Source organism: Ralstonia sp. 1138, assembly GCF_040544795.1.
Taxonomy (GTDB): domain Bacteria; phylum Pseudomonadota; class Gammaproteobacteria; order Burkholderiales; family Burkholderiaceae; genus Ralstonia; species Ralstonia flatus.
On sequence record NZ_JBEPKQ010000003.1, the window covers coordinates 501,982 to 519,263 of the forward strand.

General features: G+C 64.4%; 16 protein-coding genes. 6 read left to right on the forward strand and 10 right to left on the reverse strand.

What is annotated here, in order from left to right; all coding sequences use genetic code 11:
• Positions 1-11: 11 nt before the first annotated feature.
• From yihG to ABIC76_RS15245, 5 genes are all read right to left on the reverse strand, one after another.
• Complete coding sequence (gene yihG, locus ABIC76_RS15225) at positions 12-962, reverse strand: 1-acylglycerol-3-phosphate O-acyltransferase, YihG family (protein WP_354534470.1); 951 nt, start codon at positions 960-962, stop codon at positions 12-14.
• 183 nt (positions 963-1,145) lie between these two features.
• Positions 1,146-2,276: a porin gene (locus ABIC76_RS15230; RefSeq protein WP_354534471.1), complete on the reverse strand. Its 1,131-nt coding sequence runs from the start codon at positions 2,274-2,276 to the stop codon at positions 1,146-1,148.
• A gap of 260 nt (positions 2,277-2,536) precedes the next feature.
• Positions 2,537-3,466 (reverse strand): MBL fold metallo-hydrolase, encoded by a 930-nt coding sequence (locus tag ABIC76_RS15235; RefSeq protein ID WP_354534722.1) that lies wholly within the window; start codon positions 3,464-3,466, stop codon positions 2,537-2,539.
• A 40-nt stretch (positions 3,467-3,506) separates the two neighbouring features.
• The gene (locus ABIC76_RS15240) at positions 3,507-4,454 is read right to left on the reverse strand and encodes a quinoprotein relay system zinc metallohydrolase 1 (RefSeq protein ID WP_354534472.1); all 948 of its coding nucleotides are present in this window, start codon (positions 4,452-4,454) and stop codon (positions 3,507-3,509) included.
• Positions 4,451-5,230 carry a quinoprotein dehydrogenase-associated SoxYZ-like carrier gene (locus tag ABIC76_RS15245; protein ID WP_354534473.1) on the reverse strand — a complete coding sequence of 260 codons (780 nt, stop codon included), beginning with the start codon at positions 5,228-5,230 and terminating at the stop codon, positions 4,451-4,453. The genes ABIC76_RS15240 and ABIC76_RS15245 overlap by 4 nt, the downstream gene beginning before the upstream one ends.
• Positions 5,231-5,515: 285 nt before the next feature.
• Here ABIC76_RS15245 and exaC point away from each other — a divergent pair, with 285 nt between their 5' ends.
• The 6 genes from exaC to ABIC76_RS15275 all read left to right on the forward strand — a co-directional run bounded on the left by exaC (position 5,516) and on the right by ABIC76_RS15275 (position 13,922).
• A complete protein-coding gene (gene exaC, locus ABIC76_RS15250; RefSeq protein ID WP_024972380.1) occupies positions 5,516-7,036 on the forward strand; it encodes an acetaldehyde dehydrogenase ExaC in 1,521 nt (506 codons plus the stop codon).
• A 261-nt stretch (positions 7,037-7,297) separates the two neighbouring features.
• Complete coding sequence (locus tag ABIC76_RS15255) at positions 7,298-9,919, forward strand: TonB-dependent receptor domain-containing protein (protein ID WP_354534474.1); 2,622 nt, start codon at positions 7,298-7,300, stop codon at positions 9,917-9,919.
• Positions 9,920-9,939: 20 nt separating this feature from the next.
• The gene (locus ABIC76_RS15260) at positions 9,940-11,013 is read left to right on the forward strand and encodes a beta-propeller fold lactonase family protein (RefSeq protein ID WP_354534475.1); all 1,074 of its coding nucleotides are present in this window, start codon (positions 9,940-9,942) and stop codon (positions 11,011-11,013) included.
• Positions 11,000-11,557 (forward strand): cytochrome b, encoded by a 558-nt coding sequence (locus tag ABIC76_RS15265; protein ID WP_354534476.1) that lies wholly within the window; start codon positions 11,000-11,002, stop codon positions 11,555-11,557. Before ABIC76_RS15260 ends, ABIC76_RS15265 begins: the two co-directional genes overlap by 14 nt.
• A gap of 206 nt (positions 11,558-11,763) precedes the next feature.
• Positions 11,764-13,518: a PQQ-dependent methanol/ethanol family dehydrogenase gene (locus ABIC76_RS15270; protein WP_354534477.1), complete on the forward strand. Its 1,755-nt coding sequence runs from the start codon at positions 11,764-11,766 to the stop codon at positions 13,516-13,518.
• 71 nt (positions 13,519-13,589) lie between these two features.
• Positions 13,590-13,922 (forward strand): c-type cytochrome, encoded by a 333-nt coding sequence (locus ABIC76_RS15275; protein WP_354534478.1) that lies wholly within the window; start codon positions 13,590-13,592, stop codon positions 13,920-13,922.
• A 71-nt stretch (positions 13,923-13,993) separates the two neighbouring features.
• Here ABIC76_RS15275 and pqqE read toward each other — a convergent pair whose 3' ends face one another.
• The 5 genes from pqqE to pqqA all read right to left on the reverse strand — a co-directional run bounded on the left by pqqE (position 13,994) and on the right by pqqA (position 17,262).
• A complete protein-coding gene (pqqE, locus tag ABIC76_RS15280) occupies positions 13,994-15,196 on the reverse strand; it encodes a pyrroloquinoline quinone biosynthesis protein PqqE (protein WP_354534479.1) in 1,203 nt (400 codons plus the stop codon).
• Positions 15,168-15,440, reverse strand: coding sequence for a pyrroloquinoline quinone biosynthesis peptide chaperone PqqD (gene pqqD / locus ABIC76_RS15285; protein ID WP_027680847.1), 273 nt, complete (start codon positions 15,438-15,440; stop codon positions 15,168-15,170). Before pqqD ends, pqqE begins: the two co-directional genes overlap by 29 nt.
• Positions 15,421-16,131, reverse strand: coding sequence for a pyrroloquinoline-quinone synthase PqqC (pqqC, locus tag ABIC76_RS15290; RefSeq protein WP_354534480.1), 711 nt, complete (start codon positions 16,129-16,131; stop codon positions 15,421-15,423). The genes pqqD and pqqC overlap by 20 nt, the downstream gene beginning before the upstream one ends.
• A complete protein-coding gene (gene pqqB / locus ABIC76_RS15295) occupies positions 16,128-17,045 on the reverse strand; it encodes a pyrroloquinoline quinone biosynthesis protein PqqB (protein WP_354534481.1) in 918 nt (305 codons plus the stop codon). Before pqqB ends, pqqC begins: the two co-directional genes overlap by 4 nt.
• A gap of 142 nt (positions 17,046-17,187) precedes the next feature.
• On the reverse strand, positions 17,188-17,262 hold the full coding sequence (gene pqqA, locus ABIC76_RS15300; RefSeq protein ID WP_009277446.1) for a pyrroloquinoline quinone precursor peptide PqqA: 75 nt from the start codon (positions 17,260-17,262) through the stop codon (positions 17,188-17,190).
• Positions 17,263-17,282: the final 20 nt, after the last annotated feature.

The window sequence follows — 17,282 nt, forward strand, 5'->3', positions numbered from 1 at the left end:
TTGTTTGGTGTCTAGATTTGGTCTGGCGAAAAAACGTCGGCACCGGTGGTCATGCTGCGCCGCTGGCCCGCTCGCGCCAGCATGCTCTCAATCTGCTGATCTTTCTCCTCCCAAAGCTGGGCAAGCCAGCGGTGGAAATCGCTGCGGAAGGCGGCGTCGGTGCTGTAGTCGTGCGTGCAGAAATCCGGCGGAATCGGCAGCTCGCGAATGTGCACCATCACGCGGCCGGCTTGGCCGCAGGCCAGTTGCCAGAAGCTCGGCGTGCCGTCCGGATAGGCGATGCTGATATCGAGCAGCGACTGGAACCGCTCGCCCATGGCGTTGAGCGTCAGGGCCAGCGCGCCGGCCTTCGGCTTGAGCAGATGGCGATAGGGGGACGACTGCGTCCGGTGCTTTGCCGGCGTGTACCGCGTGCCTTCGGCAAAGTTCATGACGCTGGTCGGCACGTGGGCGAACTTGGCGCAGGCGCGCCGCGTGGTTTCGCGGTCTTGATTGCGCAGCTCGGGGTGCTTGCGCAGCGCCGCCTTGGAGTGCCGCCGCATGAACGGAAAATCCAGCGCCCACCAGGCCAAGCCGATGACCGGCACATAGATCAACTGTTGCTTGAGAAAGAACTTCAGCAGCGGGATGCGCCGGTTCAACACCCGCTGCAACACGAAGATGTCCACCCACGACCGATGGTTGCAATTGACCAGGTACCAGCCCGCGTAACGCAGGTTGTCGGCGCCTTCCACGCTCCAGGGCTCGCGTTGCAGCACGCCGATCCAGGCGTTGTTACAGCCGATCCAGCACGTAGCGACCCAATTGAGCATCGGGTCGATCCGGCGGCGGACGGCTGCTGCGGGCACCAGCAGCTTGAACGCCGACAGCGTGAACAGCGGCACACTCCAGAACAAGGTGTTCAAGGCCAGCAGGATGAGGCTGAGCGTGCCGAGGACAAAGGCAGGCAGGACGCGAATCAAGGCACCTCCAATGAGCGCCGCCGCGTGGATTCGGCAGGCAGGAATCGTGACGTTGAGAATATTTCAGCGTAGCGCGGATCGCCTGTCCAGACCATGCGCTGCGTCAGGATTCCTTCTTCATATCCCGAGGCCAAAAAAACCCTTGGTGTTGGCCAAGGGCTTTTCTTCCTGCTCGGTTCCCGCTCAGAACGAATGCTTCAGCCCGACGCCTGCGAGTACGGTCTTCGCGCCCGGCGCCGTGCCGCCTGCAACGATCGACGTCTTGAGGCTTTCCAGCGGATCCGCCGTGCCCACTGGGCCCGCGTTGACGTACACGAGTTGCGCGTACAGCGTGGTGCGCTTGGAGAACGCGTAGTCGTTGCTCAGCACGATCGATTTGGTGGAGCTGTCGTGCGTGCTGCTTTCGTACTTGCTGTAGTAGCCGGCCAGCGTGGCGGTATTGGCAGGGCTCCACTTGTAGTCGAGCCCGACGCCGATCGATTTGACGTCCGACACACGTTGCCCGGTCGGCGCATTGTTGGTGACGCCGATGTAGTTGACCCGCCCCGTGAAGGCATCGAACGGCACGGCGACACCTGCGCTCCACAAGCGGCTGAGGGTCTCGCCTGTGCCGCTGTCCGCCGTCGATTGATAGCCGAGACCGACGGTGACCGGGCCGGTGTATGTGGCCCCCAGCGACAGCTCATTGCCGCGCTTGAAGCTGCCGGCAGTCTCTCCGAGTGAATAGGCAACGCCCAGCCACACGGGGCCGAAGTTGTTGGAGTACTGCAGTGCGTTGCCGATGAACACGCCCACGTCGTTGCCGGGGTTGGTGCCTGCGCCCATCGCGTTGCCCGGTGCGGGGAGCTGGTTGTAGGCCCAGCCGTACAGGTTCGAGAACTGCTCCTTGAAGCCGCGCGCTTCCGTGCCGATCGTGCCGATGAGGGCTGGGCTGTACTGACGCCCCAGCGTGATCGCGCCCCAGTTGCCGCTCAGGCCGACGTTGGCTTGCCGGCGGAACAACTCTGAGCTGAAGCCCGGGCCGGTGGTGAGCGTGCCGGTGTCGCTGCTGAAATGCCCCTCGAGGTTGAAGTTGGCCTTCAGCCCGCTGCCCAGGTCTTCCGAGCCCTTGAGGCCCCAGATGCTTGGGCTGATGCCACCCGAATGCATTTCGGTGATGCTGCCGCCGGCCGCACTGCGGTTTTGATACTGAAGTCCGGCATCGACGGTGCCGTAGATCGTGACCGACGATTGCGCGATCGCGCTACCCGCTGCGCAGCCGAGGGCGGTTGCGATGGCGGTCAGGACGCCGGGTCGAAGGCGTGAGTTCTGCATGGTGTCTCCGTATTGTCGTTGTCTGATGCGTCCATTGAATTGGCTCGGACGCATGCGGTGTTGGCGCCAAACACGCGGGGGCGCGCTCAACGCCGGCGGGACTTTGCAATATGCGTACCACGGCGTTCGCAGGGCATTGCAAGGAGTTGCATGCCGTTGATTAACGTTTGCGACACGTTCGCCGATGCGGGCGATGTGGCGTGGCGGGACAGTCGGCGCAACACTTGTCCGCGGTCTGTTCCGCAATGGAGCAGCCGCGATCAGACGCTCGGCGCGCTTTGCATCCAGCGATCTTCAAGCTCGCGCCATGCACGTCCGACGTTCAGCGCATGGCGAGGGTGGAAGTTTCGCCAGTCGCGATAGGTGTCGCCCGGGACGTAGTCGAGTGCGCGGGCCGCGTCGCCGCCGGCTTCAATGGCGCGCGTGATCGTGCTGCCCAGCATGTCGAGATACGACAAGGTCGGGCGCAGCATCTGCGCAGGCGTGCCGATGGCGGTGCCGACGACCATGTGGGCGGGCAGTTGCTCCAGCGCATGCAGCGCGCGTTGCCACCCGACCAGCGAGCCGTCCTGCAGGTCTGGGACGCGCTGCCGATATGCCAGCCCGCCTGTGCACAGCACCCCGCGCTGCGGCGCGTACAGCACCGTGTCGGATGCGCTGTGTGCTGCTGTGTAGACATGCACTTGCCACGCCGTCTTGCCGGTGTGCAGCCAATCGCCATCGCGCAGTGCCGGTTCCGGATAAACGATCTGCGTTTCATGCATGACGCGCGCGCCCAGCATGGCGGTCAGCCGCGCAAGACACGTTTCGCAACGCTGGCGCATCAGGTCGGCAGTGGCGGCGGACGCCAGGAAAGCAGGGCGCGGCTGCAGTTGTGCGAAGGCCGCGTTGGCGAGCACGTGCTCGGGGTGCGCGTGCGTGTTGACCACCCAGCGAATGGGCTCGGCCGTGATGTGCCGGATGGCCGCGATCAGCTGGTGTCCCCATCGCGCGTGCGGGCCAGGGTCGACCACGAGTACGCCGTTGCCGGTGGTGTGTACCAGCGTGGGCACGACTTCTCCGGCATTCGCGCGTGAGGCTTCTGCGTTGGCAGCGCGCGCAGCGTACAGGCCGTCCTGCAGGCGCAGCAGCGTGACACGTGCGGGTGCGGCAGACACCGTCGGCGCCGGCGTGATCAAGGTCGCGAGCATCATGCGCATCCAGCGTCGGCGTGCGGGGTCGGGCGCCATGTCAGGGCGCCAGCGCGGCGTGCTCGTAGCCCGGGTAGAAGCGCGTCAGGTTGCGCACGTACTCTGCGGGCATGCCACCCCACTGCGCGTAGGGCGCGTCTACCGGCATCGCAATCACCTCGGCCAGATCGCGTCCTTCGGTTGCCGCGCGGCGCATGCGGGCATCGAGCCACTGCAGGTACTGGCGTGTCTGTGCGATGGCGTCTGCGTTGCCCAGGGCGGGCCCGTGGCTCGGGATCAACACGCGCGCGCCGCTGTCGGCAACGATCTTCTGCAACCGATCGAGACTCGCCAGCCAATGCGCAAAGTTGGCGTGCGGCGTGGTGGGAATCCGGTCTCGAAAGGCAATGCCGCCAGCGAAGACTACGCCGCTGGTCCGGTCCACGATCACAAGATCGTCATCGGTATGTCCGTCGAGGCGGATGAGGTCGATGCGATGGCGCCCCATGGTGCGTGTACCGGGCGTCAATGGCGTGCCGGGCGGTGTCGATACCGTGTTGTGCATCCACGCGCCGCAGATGCGGTAGAGATTGTCGGCATAGGCCGCGCCCTCGCGTTGCGCACCGGCGATGGTGCCGGGTAGCGCTTGCGCGCCGACATCCGCATAGGCCTGGTTGCCGAAGAAATAGTCAGGGTGCAGGTTGAGGTTGAATACCCAGCGCACCGGCGCCGATGTGACCGTGCGGATAGCTTGGCGCTGCTGCTCGCCGTACAGCAGCGACGGCCCGGTATTGATGACGAGCACGCCGTCGCCGGTATCAATGAAGCCGGTGTTGATGATGTTGCAGCCGTTGCGCGCAGAAAAATCCGCGTTGGCGCCTTCCAGCACCCAGACGTCCGGCGCAACCGCGCGCGGTACGAGGTGGTAGTCGGGGCCCGCCGCACGTGCGAGGGCACTCAACATTGCAAGACACAGCAGGAGGCCCAACCGTGGGTGGCGTCGGCTCATCGTGTCACCTGTGCGCGGATGCGGTTGCCGTTGTTGTCGACGCCGGCGACGCTGATGCCGCGTTCAACGGGGCCATCCATATCGAACGAGAAGATCGGGTTCTCGGCGACGGGCTCGTACAGCGCGAGTTCAAGCATGGGCTGGCGGTTGGCATCAAGCAGGTTGAGCTGCTCGATATGGAAGGACGGAATGCCCGCCACGAGGCCCGTGTCCATCGGGTGCATCACGCGTACGCGGATGCGGCTGCCTGCGCCGTTGAAGCCCGGAAACACGCGCGACTCGACCTGGTTGAGCGTGGTGCTCCAGATTGCGTTCTGGCGTGTGGCGCCCGGCAGCGTGCAGCCGCCGCCGGTGGCGTCCACCTGCAACGTACCGACATGCCAGACACCGTCCTGCGTACGCGCCGCCACGCGCAGCGCAGACGCTTCTTGCAGCTTGAACCGGAACGATAGCGCCGGCCGCGCACGCATCGGCGCGAATTCCAGCACCTTGCGGATTGGGTTGCGATCGACCACGACGATGATGCGCTCCACCTTGCCGAGCGCCGACGCATCAAACGCAATCGGCACCTGCATCGGGTCTTCCGCAAATGCCGGGCCCGTGATCCTGATGCGGTTGTCGAACGTCGTCCGCGCTGGGCCAAATACCTCCTGACGAATGGTCGGCCACAGCGGCGAGCCCGCAGGGTCGACGTTCGTATCGGCACAGGCCTGAGAGGACAGGCACGCCACGGCCAGCGCGGCAGCGGCAGCAGCATGAAGTGGAGCCGTTCTCATCGTGTGGCTTGGAAGTTCGGATGAAAGGCTCGCATCGCGAAAGTCGTGCCATGTGTGCAGCGTGTTCGCACGCGGGGCCACGGGTTGCTCAGGCGATGGGGCGTTGCGCTTTGCAACACCCGTTGTTCCATTCTGGAGCAGTCCGGCAAGCCAGCCGAGGTGAACTGCCGATCTGGAGAGCACGCCACATCCGCTTCAGGGGATGGCCCGGGTTTTGCAGATGACGACCGGACACAGCGCAGACAACGACGCTGCGGTCATCACTCAAACATCAGGAGACAACCCATGCGTTACGCTCATCCCGGCACCCCCGGCGCCATCGTTTCGTTCAAGCCGCGCTATGGCAATTTCATCGGTGGCGAGTTCGTGTCGCCGGTCAAGGGCCAGTACTTCACCAACACGACCCCGGTGACGGGCGAGGTGATCGGCGAGTTCCCGCGCTCGACCGCGGAAGACATCGACCGCGCGCTCGACGCCGCGCATGCCGCTGCTGATGCGTGGGGCCGCACCTCGGTGCAGGACCGCTCGCTGATCCTGCTGAAGATCGCCGACCGCATCGAACAGAACCTCGAACTGCTGGCCGTGACCGAAACGTGGGACAACGGCAAGCCCGTGCGCGAAACGCTGAATGCCGACATCCCGCTGGCTGTGGACCATTTCCGCTACTTCGCCGGCTGCATCCGCGCGCAGGAAGGCTCCGCGGCCGAGATCAACGAGCACACCGTGGCGTATCACATCCACGAGCCCCTGGGCGTGGTTGGCCAGATCATCCCGTGGAATTTCCCGCTGCTGATGGCCGCATGGAAGCTGGCGCCCGCACTGGCGGCCGGCAACTGCGTGGTGCTCAAGCCGGCCGAGCAGACGCCGCTGGGCATCTGCGTGCTGATGGAGCTGATTGGCGACCTGCTGCCGGCGGGCGTGCTCAACGTTGTGCACGGCTACGGCAAGGAAGCCGGCGAGGCACTGGCCACCAGCAAGCGCATCGCCAAGATCGCCTTTACGGGCTCGACGCCGGTCGGCTCGCACATCATGAAGTGCGCGGCCGAAAACATCATTCCGTCGACGGTGGAGCTGGGCGGCAAGTCGCCCAACATCTACTTCGAAGACATCATGCAGGCCGAGCCGAGCTTCATCGAAAAGGCCGCCGAAGGCCTGGTGCTGGGCTTCTTCAACCAGGGCGAGGTGTGCACGTGCCCGTCGCGCGCGCTGGTGCAGGAATCCATCTACAGCCGCTTCATGGATGCGGTGATGACCAAGGTGGCCGCCATCAAGCGCGGTGACCCGCTAGACACCGACACGATGGTCGGCGCGCAGGCTTCGGAGCAGCAGTTCTACAAGATCCGCAGCTACCTGGAGATCGCGCAGGAAGAAGGCGCCGAATGCCTGGTCGGCGGCGATGTGGAAGTGCTGCCCGGCAATCTGTCGAAGGGCTATTACATCAAGCCGACGCTGCTCAAGGGCGACAACAGCATGCGCGTGTTCCAGGAAGAGATCTTCGGCCCGGTGATTGCCGTGACGACGTTCAAGGACGAAGCGCAGGCGCTGCAGATTGCCAACGACACCGACTTCGGCCTGGGCGCCGGTCTGTGGACGCGCGACATCAACCGCGCGTATCGCGTGGGCCGTGCCATCAAGGCAGGGCGCGTGTGGACGAACTGCTACCACCTGTATCCGGCGCACGCAGCGTTCGGCGGCTACAAGAAGTCGGGCGTGGGCCGCGAGACCCACAAGATGATGCTCGACCACTACCAGCAGACCAAGAACCTGCTGGTGAGCTACGACACCAAGCCGCTGGGCTTCTTCTGATGGTGTAGCGGGACGGCTGGCGACGGGTCATCGACCCCGCGCGCCAGCCGCTGACCTGCGAGGCAACGACCCCGCAGGCGAAAAAAGAAGAGGAGACATGGCCGTGTGCCAACCATTTGCCCTGCCGCAACGCGCGCAGGTGTCTTCCCCATTGCCGCTGACTCCCTGCCGGGATGAGCCACCGCCACGCCTGTTCTTTGGGATGCGTCATTGAGACCCGCGCCCCGAGAACCGCGAGCGAGAACATCAGGGAGACACTTCGTGCATTCGAATACCAGCCGTTCGGGGAAGGGCGCCCGCCGTGCGCGCAATGCCGCGCCGCGCCATGCTGGCGGCGTCGCTGCGCTCGCTGCCGTGGGGCTGTGCTCGCCGGCGTTTGCCGAAGACCAGATCGTGGCGGTGGCATTGCCGACCGCGCAGGTCGTCGGCTCGACCCCGATCGACAGCATTGGCGTGCCGCTGTCGCAGTTTCCTGCCAATGCGCAGCGTGTGAGCGCGAAGGATGCGCGCGAGCAACGCAACTCGAACCTGGCCGACCTGCTGAACGACAACCTCGGTCAGGTCAGCATCAGCAACGGATCGGGCAACCCATACCAGAACGACATCAACTACCGCGGGTTTCAGGTGTCGTCGCTGCTGGGCGTGCCCATTGGCGTGTCGGTCTACTTTGACGGCGTGCGGATGAACGAGCCCTTCGGCTCCATCGTGAACTGGGATCTGATTCCCATGAACGCGATGTCCAGCGTCAACATCCTGCCAGGCTCCAATCCGATGTTCGGCCTCAACACCCTGGGCGGCGCGCTTGTCGTCAACACCAAGAACGGCAAGGACAACGCCGGCACGTCGATCGAGGCGCTGGGCGGGTCGTTTGGCCGCCGTGCGCTGAGCTTCGAGACGGGCATCGTCGACAAGGCTCACGGCACCGATTACTTCGTCGCCGGCAACTTCGACCGGCAAGACGGCTTTCGCGATCACTCGGGTTCGAACGTCAAGCAACTGTATGGAAAAGCGCGGTGGCACGGCAACGACGGCGCTACCCAGCTCGAGCTGTCGGCCGCACTTGCAGACACGTCGCTGAGCGGCACGCAGTCGTTGCCGGTGGACATGATGGCCAACCGCAGTGCCGCCTATACGTGGCCCGACACCATCTCAAACCGGATGGCGCTGCTGAACCTGAAGGGCAGCCATTGGCTGAACGACACCAACCAGCTCGCCGGCAGCGTCTACTACCGCAAGGCCAGCCTTCACAACGTCAACAGCAATGCGCAGCTCGACGACGGCTGTTTCAACGACGACGGCTCGCTGGCAACGACCACCGCAGGTGGCATCACCACGTACAAGTGCGCGAACAAGGCGCCCAATGGCACGGCCGTGAATGCCGTGACGGGCGCGAATGCGCTGGCGCTCGGCTACGGCCGCTGGACCAACGCCATCAACACGAGTGTCGTCGATTCCGCCACGCATGAAGACACGGTGGGTACGTCCCTGCAGTGGTCCAACTTCAGCCAACTGGCGGAACGCAACAATACGTTCACCTTCGGTGGCGCGTTCGACCATTCGCGCATCACGTACGACCAGACCACCTACCTGGCGCGGTTGGTCAACTATCAGACGGTGGTGACGCCCAATCAGGCGTACGGATTCACCATCAACGGATTGGCGCCGTCTGCATCGAACCCGGCATTGTTTACCGGCAGCAACGTCATCGGCGCGGTCAACCTGTCGTCCAACGTCAACAACTTCAGCCTGTACTTCACCGATACGTTGAGCGTGACGGAAAAGCTCAGCGTGACTGCATCGGGCAGCTTCAACTACACCACGCTCAACCAGGGCGGCGCCAACAACCGGTACCTGAACGAAGACGGCGGCTATTCCTGGACGGACGAAGTTTCGGGCGTGTCGTACTACAACCCCGGCTACGCCAACGCGTATCGGTATTCGAACGCGGGATCGGGTGCAGCAGCGGCTCCCAACGGTGTACCGCCCGGGGCAGTGGCCGGCCCGGAAACCAACAGCCTGGCCGGCTCGCACCATTACCACCGGTTCAACCCGGCGCTCGGTTTCAACTACGACCTCGGGGCGGGGCAGGGCATCTTCGGCAGCTATAGCGAATCGATGCGCGCGCCGACATCGATCGAGTTGTCGTGTGCCGATCCGAACAGCCCATGCTCGCTTCCCACGGGGTTCAACGGCGATCCGGACCTGAAGGCTGTGGTGGCCAAAACCATCGAGTTCGGCGGCCGCGGCAAGCTGGGCAAGTCCACCTACTGGAGCGCGTCTCTCTACGACTCGCGCCTCAGCAATGACATCCAGTTCATCGCCACATCAAACACGTACGGCTACTTTGCCAACGTCGGCAAGACGGAGCGGCGCGGCTTTGAACTGGGCGCGAGCACGAAGATCGAGAAGTGGTCGCTGTCGGCCAACTTCGGTTATGTCGATGCGATCTACAAGTCGGCATTCACCACGGCCAGCGGGCAGAACGTCGTCAGCGGCAACAAGATCCCGGGCATCCCCGCGAAGACGCTCAAGCTGGGCGCGTCGTACGCCTTCAGCCCGAACCTGTCGATGGGCGGGAACGTGGTCCTCGTCAGCAAGCAGATCGCGCACGGCAACGAAAGCAATGCCGACCCGAACGGCGAGGTGCCCGGCTACGGCCTCGTCAATCTGAACCTGCATTACAAGCCGACGAAACATCTCGAGATTTCGGCGTACATCAGCAACCTGTTCAACAAGCGCTATTCCACGTACGGCCTGTCGGGCATGCGGAGCATCTACACGCTGGCGACGCAGCAGTTCATGACGCCGGCATCGCCGCGCGCGATCTGGATTGGCCTGACGTATTCGTTCGGAGGCAAAACCGCGGGTGCCGACGCGGATTGAGCCCCTCAGAAGAGACCATCATGAACGCACTGACCTTTTACCTCCGGATCGCCACGTTGCTCTGCGTGGGCTGGGTATCGACGCTCCAGGCGGTTGCCGTGGTGCCGGACCCCGTCGCCTATGTCACCAACCAGGGCGGTGGCGTCACGGTGCTGAACGCACACACGCTCAAACGGCTCGACGAGATTGCCGTGGGCAAGGACCCGCGCGGCCTTGCTGTCACGCCCGACGGCCGCTGGTTGCTGACGGCCAACCAGGGCAGCGCCGATGTGTCCGTGGTCGATACGGCCACGCGCAAGGAGGTCAAGCGCATCGCGGTCGGCAGGAACGTCGAATTCATGCGCATCTCGCCCGACGGTCGCCGGGCGTTCGTCACATACGAGCCATCGTCCGAAGGCGGGCCGCCGGGCAAGAGCAACCCAGGCAAGAAAGAAGGGGACGATGAGAAGGACGAAGCCCCCGCTGAAGTCGCGATCATCGATCTGAGCCAGTGGGCGGTCGTCGGCCGCATCAAGGCCGCACGCGAGACCGAAGCCATCGAGTTTTCACCGGCCGGCACGTTGCTGCTGGTCGCCAATGAGGGTGACAACACGGTCGGCGTTTATGAACTGTCGACGCTCAAGCAGATCCGGCGGGTGGATGTTGCACCGTTCGGCAATCGGCCGCGCGGCATCAAGATCGCGCCGGACGGAAAGACCTATGTGGTGACGCTGGAAAACTCGAACAACCTGTTGTTGCTGGATGCCGGTTTCAATCCGATCAAGACCGTGCCGACGGGCCAGGGCCCATACGGTGTTGCGTTTGATCGAGAGGGCCGATATCTCTGGGTGGCAGCCAGCCGCGCAGATCAGCTGCAGGTGTTCGATGCCCGCACGTTTGCGCCGGTCGCCACCATCCCGGTCGGCAAGCGTTGCTGGCATTTCAGTTTCACGCCGGGTGACCAGAAGCTGCTGCTGGCCTGCGGCCGCTCGAACACGTTGCAGGTGATCGATCCGCAGAAGCGGGAGGTTGTCGATGCGCTGCCGGGCTACAAGCTGCCCTGGGGCGTGGTGACGTATCCGACATCGGTGGGCAGCCTCGATGCGCCGCGCTGATCCACCCGTCTACGCGGGCTTGCCGATTGCCTTGCATTGGGTGAGTGCCTTGCTGTTAGGCAGCCTGTTCGCGCTGGGCTTCTACATGACCGGTCTGGCCAAGGGCGCGCCGGGGAAGGCGGTCTTGGTGAATCTGCACAAATCGCTCGGCCTGACGGCGGCGCTGGTGATTGCGTGGCGCGTGGTTGTGCGTGTCCGCCGCGCTGCGCCACCGTCCATTCCGGGGCTGCACTGCTGGGAGACGGAGCTGGCGCGCATCACCCACCGCCTGCTCTACATGTGCATGGTCGTCATGCCGGTGTCGGGTTATCTCGGGTCTTCGTTCAATGCATACGGAACGCGTTTCTGGGGCGTGCCGCTGCCGCGCTGGGGCTGGGTCGACAGCGCACTGCAGCACATGTTCTACACGGTGCACAGCACGACGGCCGATCTGCTGCTCTGCCTGGTGGCGCTCCACGTTGCCGGGGTGATCAAGCATCAGTGGTTCGATGCGCAGCGCTGCATGCAGCGCATGTTGCCGGGCCGGCGCACGCGCGCGCTGTAAAGCTGCGCGGGCCGCATGCATTGCGTTGCTCCATTTCGCAACAGAACAAACGATGTGTTGCGGTATGGCACGCAATACCGCGCTGCAAGTCGCCTGAAACCGCGGTTTCACGGCGTTTTTCGATGGCACGGGATTTGCCCTGAGTCCGACCGGTGTGACATCACACTGCCGGACCTGGACCATAAAGAGAGGTAGAGGAGACAAGAATGAGGACACTACGAGTGATTGCACTTGCGGCTGCCATGGCGGCAGCAAGTGTTGCCGTGCACGCGGCAACGCCCCCCGTTACCGACGCCATGATCGCGAACGACGCGAAATCGTCGAACGATGTGCTGACCTGGGGCATGGGTACGCAAGGGCAGCGCTTCTCGACGCTCACCAAGATCAACACGAAGAATGTCAGCCAGCTCGTGCCGGCATGGTCGTTCTCGTTTGGCGGTGAGAAGCAGCGCGGGCAGGAAGCCCAGCCGCTGATCTACAACGGCAAGATGTTCGTCACCGCGTCGTACTCGCGCATCTATGCGATCGACCTGAAGACCGGCACGAAGCTGTGGAAGTACGAGCAGCGCCTGCCCGAAGGCATCATGCCGTGCTGCGACGTGGTCAATCGTGGCGCTGCGCTGTATGACAACCTCGTCATCTTCTCCACGCTGGATGCGCAGCTGATCGCGCTCAACCAGGACACCGGCAAGATCGTCTGGAAAGAGAAGATCGATGACTACGCCGCCGGTTATTCGACCACCGCTGCACCGTTGATCGTGAAAGGGATGGTGCTGACCGGCGTGTCGGGCGGCGAGTTTGGCGTGGTGGGCCGTGTGGAGGCGCGCGACGCCAAGACCGGCCAGCTGATCTGGTCGCGCCCGACGGTCGAAGGCCACATGGGCTACAAGTACGACAAGGACGGCAACAAGACCGAGAACGGCATGACGGGCACGCTCAACGCGAGCTGGCCCGGCGAGACGTGGAAGACCGGTGGCGCATCGACGTGGCTAGGCGGCACGTATGACCCGCAGACCAACCTGGTCTACTTCGGCACCGGCAACCCCGGCCCGTGGAACAGCCACCTGCGCAAGGGCGACAACCTGTATTCGTCTTCCACGCTGGCCATCGATCCCGACACCGGCAAGATCGTCTGGCACTACCAGAACACCCCGAACGACGGCTGGGATTTCGACGGCGTGAACGAGTTCGTGACGTTCGACATGGACGGCAAGCGCGTCGGCGGTAAGGCCGATCGCAACGGCTTCTTCTACGTGAACGACGCCAAGACCGGCAAGCTGCTCAATGCGTTCCCGTTCGTGAAGGTCAACTGGGCAACCGGCATCGACCTCAAGACCGGCCGCCCGAACTACGCGTCGGACCACCGCCCCGGCGACCCGGCCGAAGCGACGGGTGAAGAGAAGAAGGGCAAGTCGGTGTTTGCCGAGCCCGGCTTCCTGGGCGGCAAGAACCAGATGCCGATGGCGTACAGCCCGCAAACCGGCCTGTTCTACGTGCCCGCCAACGAATGGGGTATGGACATCTGGAACGAGCCCGTCAGCTACAAGAAGGGCGCGGCTTACCTGGGTGCCGGCTTCACCATCAAGCCGCTCAATGAGGATTACATCGGCGCACTGCGCGCGATCAACCCGAAGACCGGCAAGATCGAATGGCAGATCAAGAACAACGCGCCGCTGTGGGGCGGTGTGATGACGACAGCCGGCGGCCTGGTGTTCTGGGGCACGCCCGAAGGCTATCTGAAGGCGGCCGATGCCAAGACCGGCAAGGAGCTGTGGCAATTCCAGACCGGCAGCGGCATCGTCGCGCCGCCCGTCACCTGGGAGGACAAGGGCGAGCAGTTCGTGGCCGTGGTGTCGGGTTGGGGTGGTGCAGTGCCGCTGTGGGGCGGTGAAGTGGCCAAGCGCGTGAACTTCCTGGAGCAGGGCGGTTCGGTTTGGGTGTTCAAGCTGCACAAGAACTGACGTGCGTGGTGGAGTGCTGTGCGCCCCGTGCGGCGTGCAGCCTCTCCCACAGCTTCAAGGAGTTTCAGATCGTGATGATGCGTAATGGAGTGTTCTCGCTGCTGGCCGTCGTGTCTGCAGCAATCGCGGCGGCGCCCGCCCACGCCGCGCCCGACATGCAGGCGCTGGCAGACAAGAGCGGTTGCTTTTCGTGCCACAGCATGCATGCCAAGATCGTCGGCCCCGCCTTTGCCGACGTGGCCGCCAAATACAAGGGCGATGCCGATGCGCCAGCCAGACTGGCGCAGAAAGTCCGTGAAGGCGGCAAGGGCGCGTGGGGCCGCATCCCGATGCCCCCGCATCCCAACCTCAAGGAAGACGAAGCAAAGCAACTCGTGACCTGGGTGTTGAGTACGGGCTCCTGAGTTTCTGCGTTGTTCGCCAGGAAAAAAAGGGCCGGCATTGACCGGCCCTTTCTCTTTTCCGGGATTGCGTTCTATGGCCGCGTGAGCCGGCGCGAGTTGGCATCCGTGCGAAATACGATGGGGACCTCGCCGGTGCGGGTGTCGCGCATGTGTCCGAACCCGTTCATCGCGGCCATCCGGCCTTGCAGTACCACCGTCTGCAGCGTGCCGCGATCTGCCGATTTGCCACACACCGGGTCGGTGCGCGTCGCATCGCCCGTCAGCAGATAGGCCTGACACCGGCAGCCGCCTGCGTCTTCCTCGCGCGACTCGCACGACTGGCACGGCTCGGGCATCCAATGCGTGCCGCGAAAGCGCTGAAAGGCGTCGCTGCTTCGCCAGATGTCACGCAGCGGCTGGCTGAGCACGTTCGGCAGTTCCAGCCCCGGCAGCATGCGCGCGGAGTGGCAGGGTAGCGCAACCCCATCCGGCGCAATGCCGAGAAACGTCGTACCCCAGCCGTTCATGCACTTCTTCGGGCGCTGCTCGAAGTAGTCGGGCACGACGTAGAGCAACTGGCATCGGCTGCCGATGCGGGTGCGATAGTCGTTCACCACCGCTTCGGCATCGCGCAGTTGCTCGAGAGTGGGCATCAGCGCCAGGCGGTTCTCCCATGCCCAGCCGTAGTACTGCGTGTTGGCCAGCTCCAGGTATTCAGCGCCGATCTCCAGCGCCATGTCGATGATGGCGCCGATGTGCGGCAGGTTGTGCCGGTGCATCACGCAGTTCATCACCATCGGATAGCCGTGGGCCTTGATCAGGTCCGCCACGCGGCGCTTCAGGTCAAAGGTGCGCGTGCTGGAGAGAAAGTCATTCAGCTCGCGCGTGGAGTCCTGGAACGACAGCTGGATATGGTCGAGCCCCGCAGCCCGCAACGCCCCGAGCCGCGCATCGGTCAGGCCCACCCCGGACGTCACGAGGTTCACGTAGAACCCGAGCGCATGCGCATGCGCGACAAGCGTTTCGAGATCCTTGCGCAATAGCGGCTCGCCGCCCGACAGGCCCAGCTGCACCGCGCCCAGCGCCCGGGCCTGCGTGAACACATCGCACCACTGCTCGGTAGTGAGTTCCTGATCGTGCCGCGTGTAGTCGACCGGGTTGGAGCAGAAGGCGCAATGCAGCGGGCAGCGATAGGTCAGCTCGGCCAGCAACCAGAGCGGCGGCCCGGGCGTGGGCATCGCCGCGGGTGCCAGCAGCGATTCGGCCTCAAACGAGCCAGCCGCGTTCGAATGCATGTTTGACAAAGGCGTGGACCTCCGGAGCGATGCCCTGCACGCCAAAGGCGGATTGCAGGTCGTCGATCAGCATGTCGAGGGTATGCGCACCGTCGCAGCGCTGCAGGATCGCGGCGGCGCTGTCATTGAGCGTGACCATGCCCTCGGGATACAGCAGCACCCAGCTTTGCTGCATGTCTTCCCATTGCAGCCGGAAGGTCCGGTGCAGTGTGGGGTGGGCCGGATCAGACAAGGGCGGGTTCATGGGCGTGGGCCTGTTGGATGGCATCGAGCATCGACCAGAGGATGTCGAGCTTGAACTGCAGGATGTCCAGCGCGCGCTGTTGCTGCTCGGGCGTGCGGAAGTAGTCGAGTGTCACGCGCAGGCCGTGCTCGACGTCGCGCGAGGCCAGCGGAATGCGCGAGCGGAAGTACGCCAGCCCGTCAGGCTGCACCCACGGATAGTGGTCGGGCCAGCCGGCCAGCCGTTCTTTGTGGATGTCCGGCGCGAACATCTCGGTGAGCGAGGAGCACACCGCTTCCTGCCACGGCGCGCGGCGCGCGAAGTTCACATACGCATCCACCGCAAAGCGCACGCCCGGCAGCAGATGCCGGTGAGACCACAGCGCGTCGCGCGTCAGGCCCACGGCTTCGCCGAGGCGCACCCAGCTCTCGATGCCGCCCGGCTGCGCGTCGTCGCCGTCGTGGTCATGGATCCGGACGATCCACTCGCGGCGCGTTGCCCGGTCAGGGCAGTTGGACAGGATGGCTGCATCCTTGAGCGGGATGTTGACCTGGTAGTAGAAACGGTTCGCCACCCAGGTGCGGATTTCCTCTGGCGTGCATTCACCCGCGCGCATGCGCAGGTTGAACGGATGATGAATGTGATAGCCCGCCTGCTTCGCGCGCAGCCGTGCTTCGAACTCTTCGGCGGTCCAGGCAACAGGGTGTGTCATAGCGAGATTTCCATGCCGTCGTAAGCCACCTCGATGCCGTGCGCCTCCAGCTCCCGGCACTGCGGCGAATCTTCATCGAGGATCGGGTTGGTGTTGTTGATGTGGATGAGCACCTTGCGCGTGGCCGGCAGCTGGTCGAGCACGTCGATCATGCCGCCGGGGCCGGATTGCGCGAGGTGGCCCATGTCGGCTGCCGTCTTGGTGGAAAAACCGAGGGCGAGCATCTCGTCGTCTTGCCAGCAGGTGCCGTCCACCAGCACCACGTCAGCCGCGCCCAGTTCGTCGAACACATGCGGCTCGACGCGCGCGAGACCGGGCGCGTAGAACGCACGCCGGCCGCTCTTGCGGTCGACGATGCGCAAGCCGATGTTGTCGCCCACGCGGCGCGCGTTGCGGCTGGGCGAGTAGGGCGGCGCCTTGCTCTCCAGCGGGATGGCCGTCAACGCCACGTCGTCGAGTGGCGGCACCGAGAACGCCGTGCCGTCCAGCGCCAGCGCGCGCGTGTCGAGCCCGCAGTAGTGCGACAGCATGCGTGTGAGCGGGAAGGCGGTGGACAGATCGCTGATGACCGCGGCGCTGGCATAGACGGGCAGCGCCTGGCGATGCTCGCGCAGCATCAGCAGACCGGTCACGTGGTCGATCTGCGCATCCATCAGCACCACGCCCACGATGCCCGTATCGCGCGGTGTGCGTGCCGGTTGCAGCGCCGGCGAACTGCGTAGCTGCGCGAGGATGTCCGGCGAGGCATTCACCACGATCCAGTTATGTTCGCCATCACCGAGTGCGATGGAAGACTGCGTGCGCGGCGTGGCCCGCACGGTGCCGCGCCGCACACCGTCGCAGTTGCGACAGTTGCAGTTCCACTGTGGGAAGCCGCCGCCGGCGGCCGAACCGAGAACCCTGAGTATGGTCATGATGCAAATCCAACGTGTCGGGCGGATTGAGCAAGAATTCGGCCAGGGGATGGCTGTCAGGCATGCGCGCCGCGAGCCGAAAAAAAACCCGCCGTGAAGAACCGGCGGGTTCGTGCAGCCTTGCGTGCTCAGCCGTGCAGCATCAGCGGTTGGCGATGTACATGGTGATCTCGAACCCGAGTCGCAGTTCGGTATAGGCGGGCGTCGTCCAGTTCATGTCTCCTCCTTGAGGGTTGG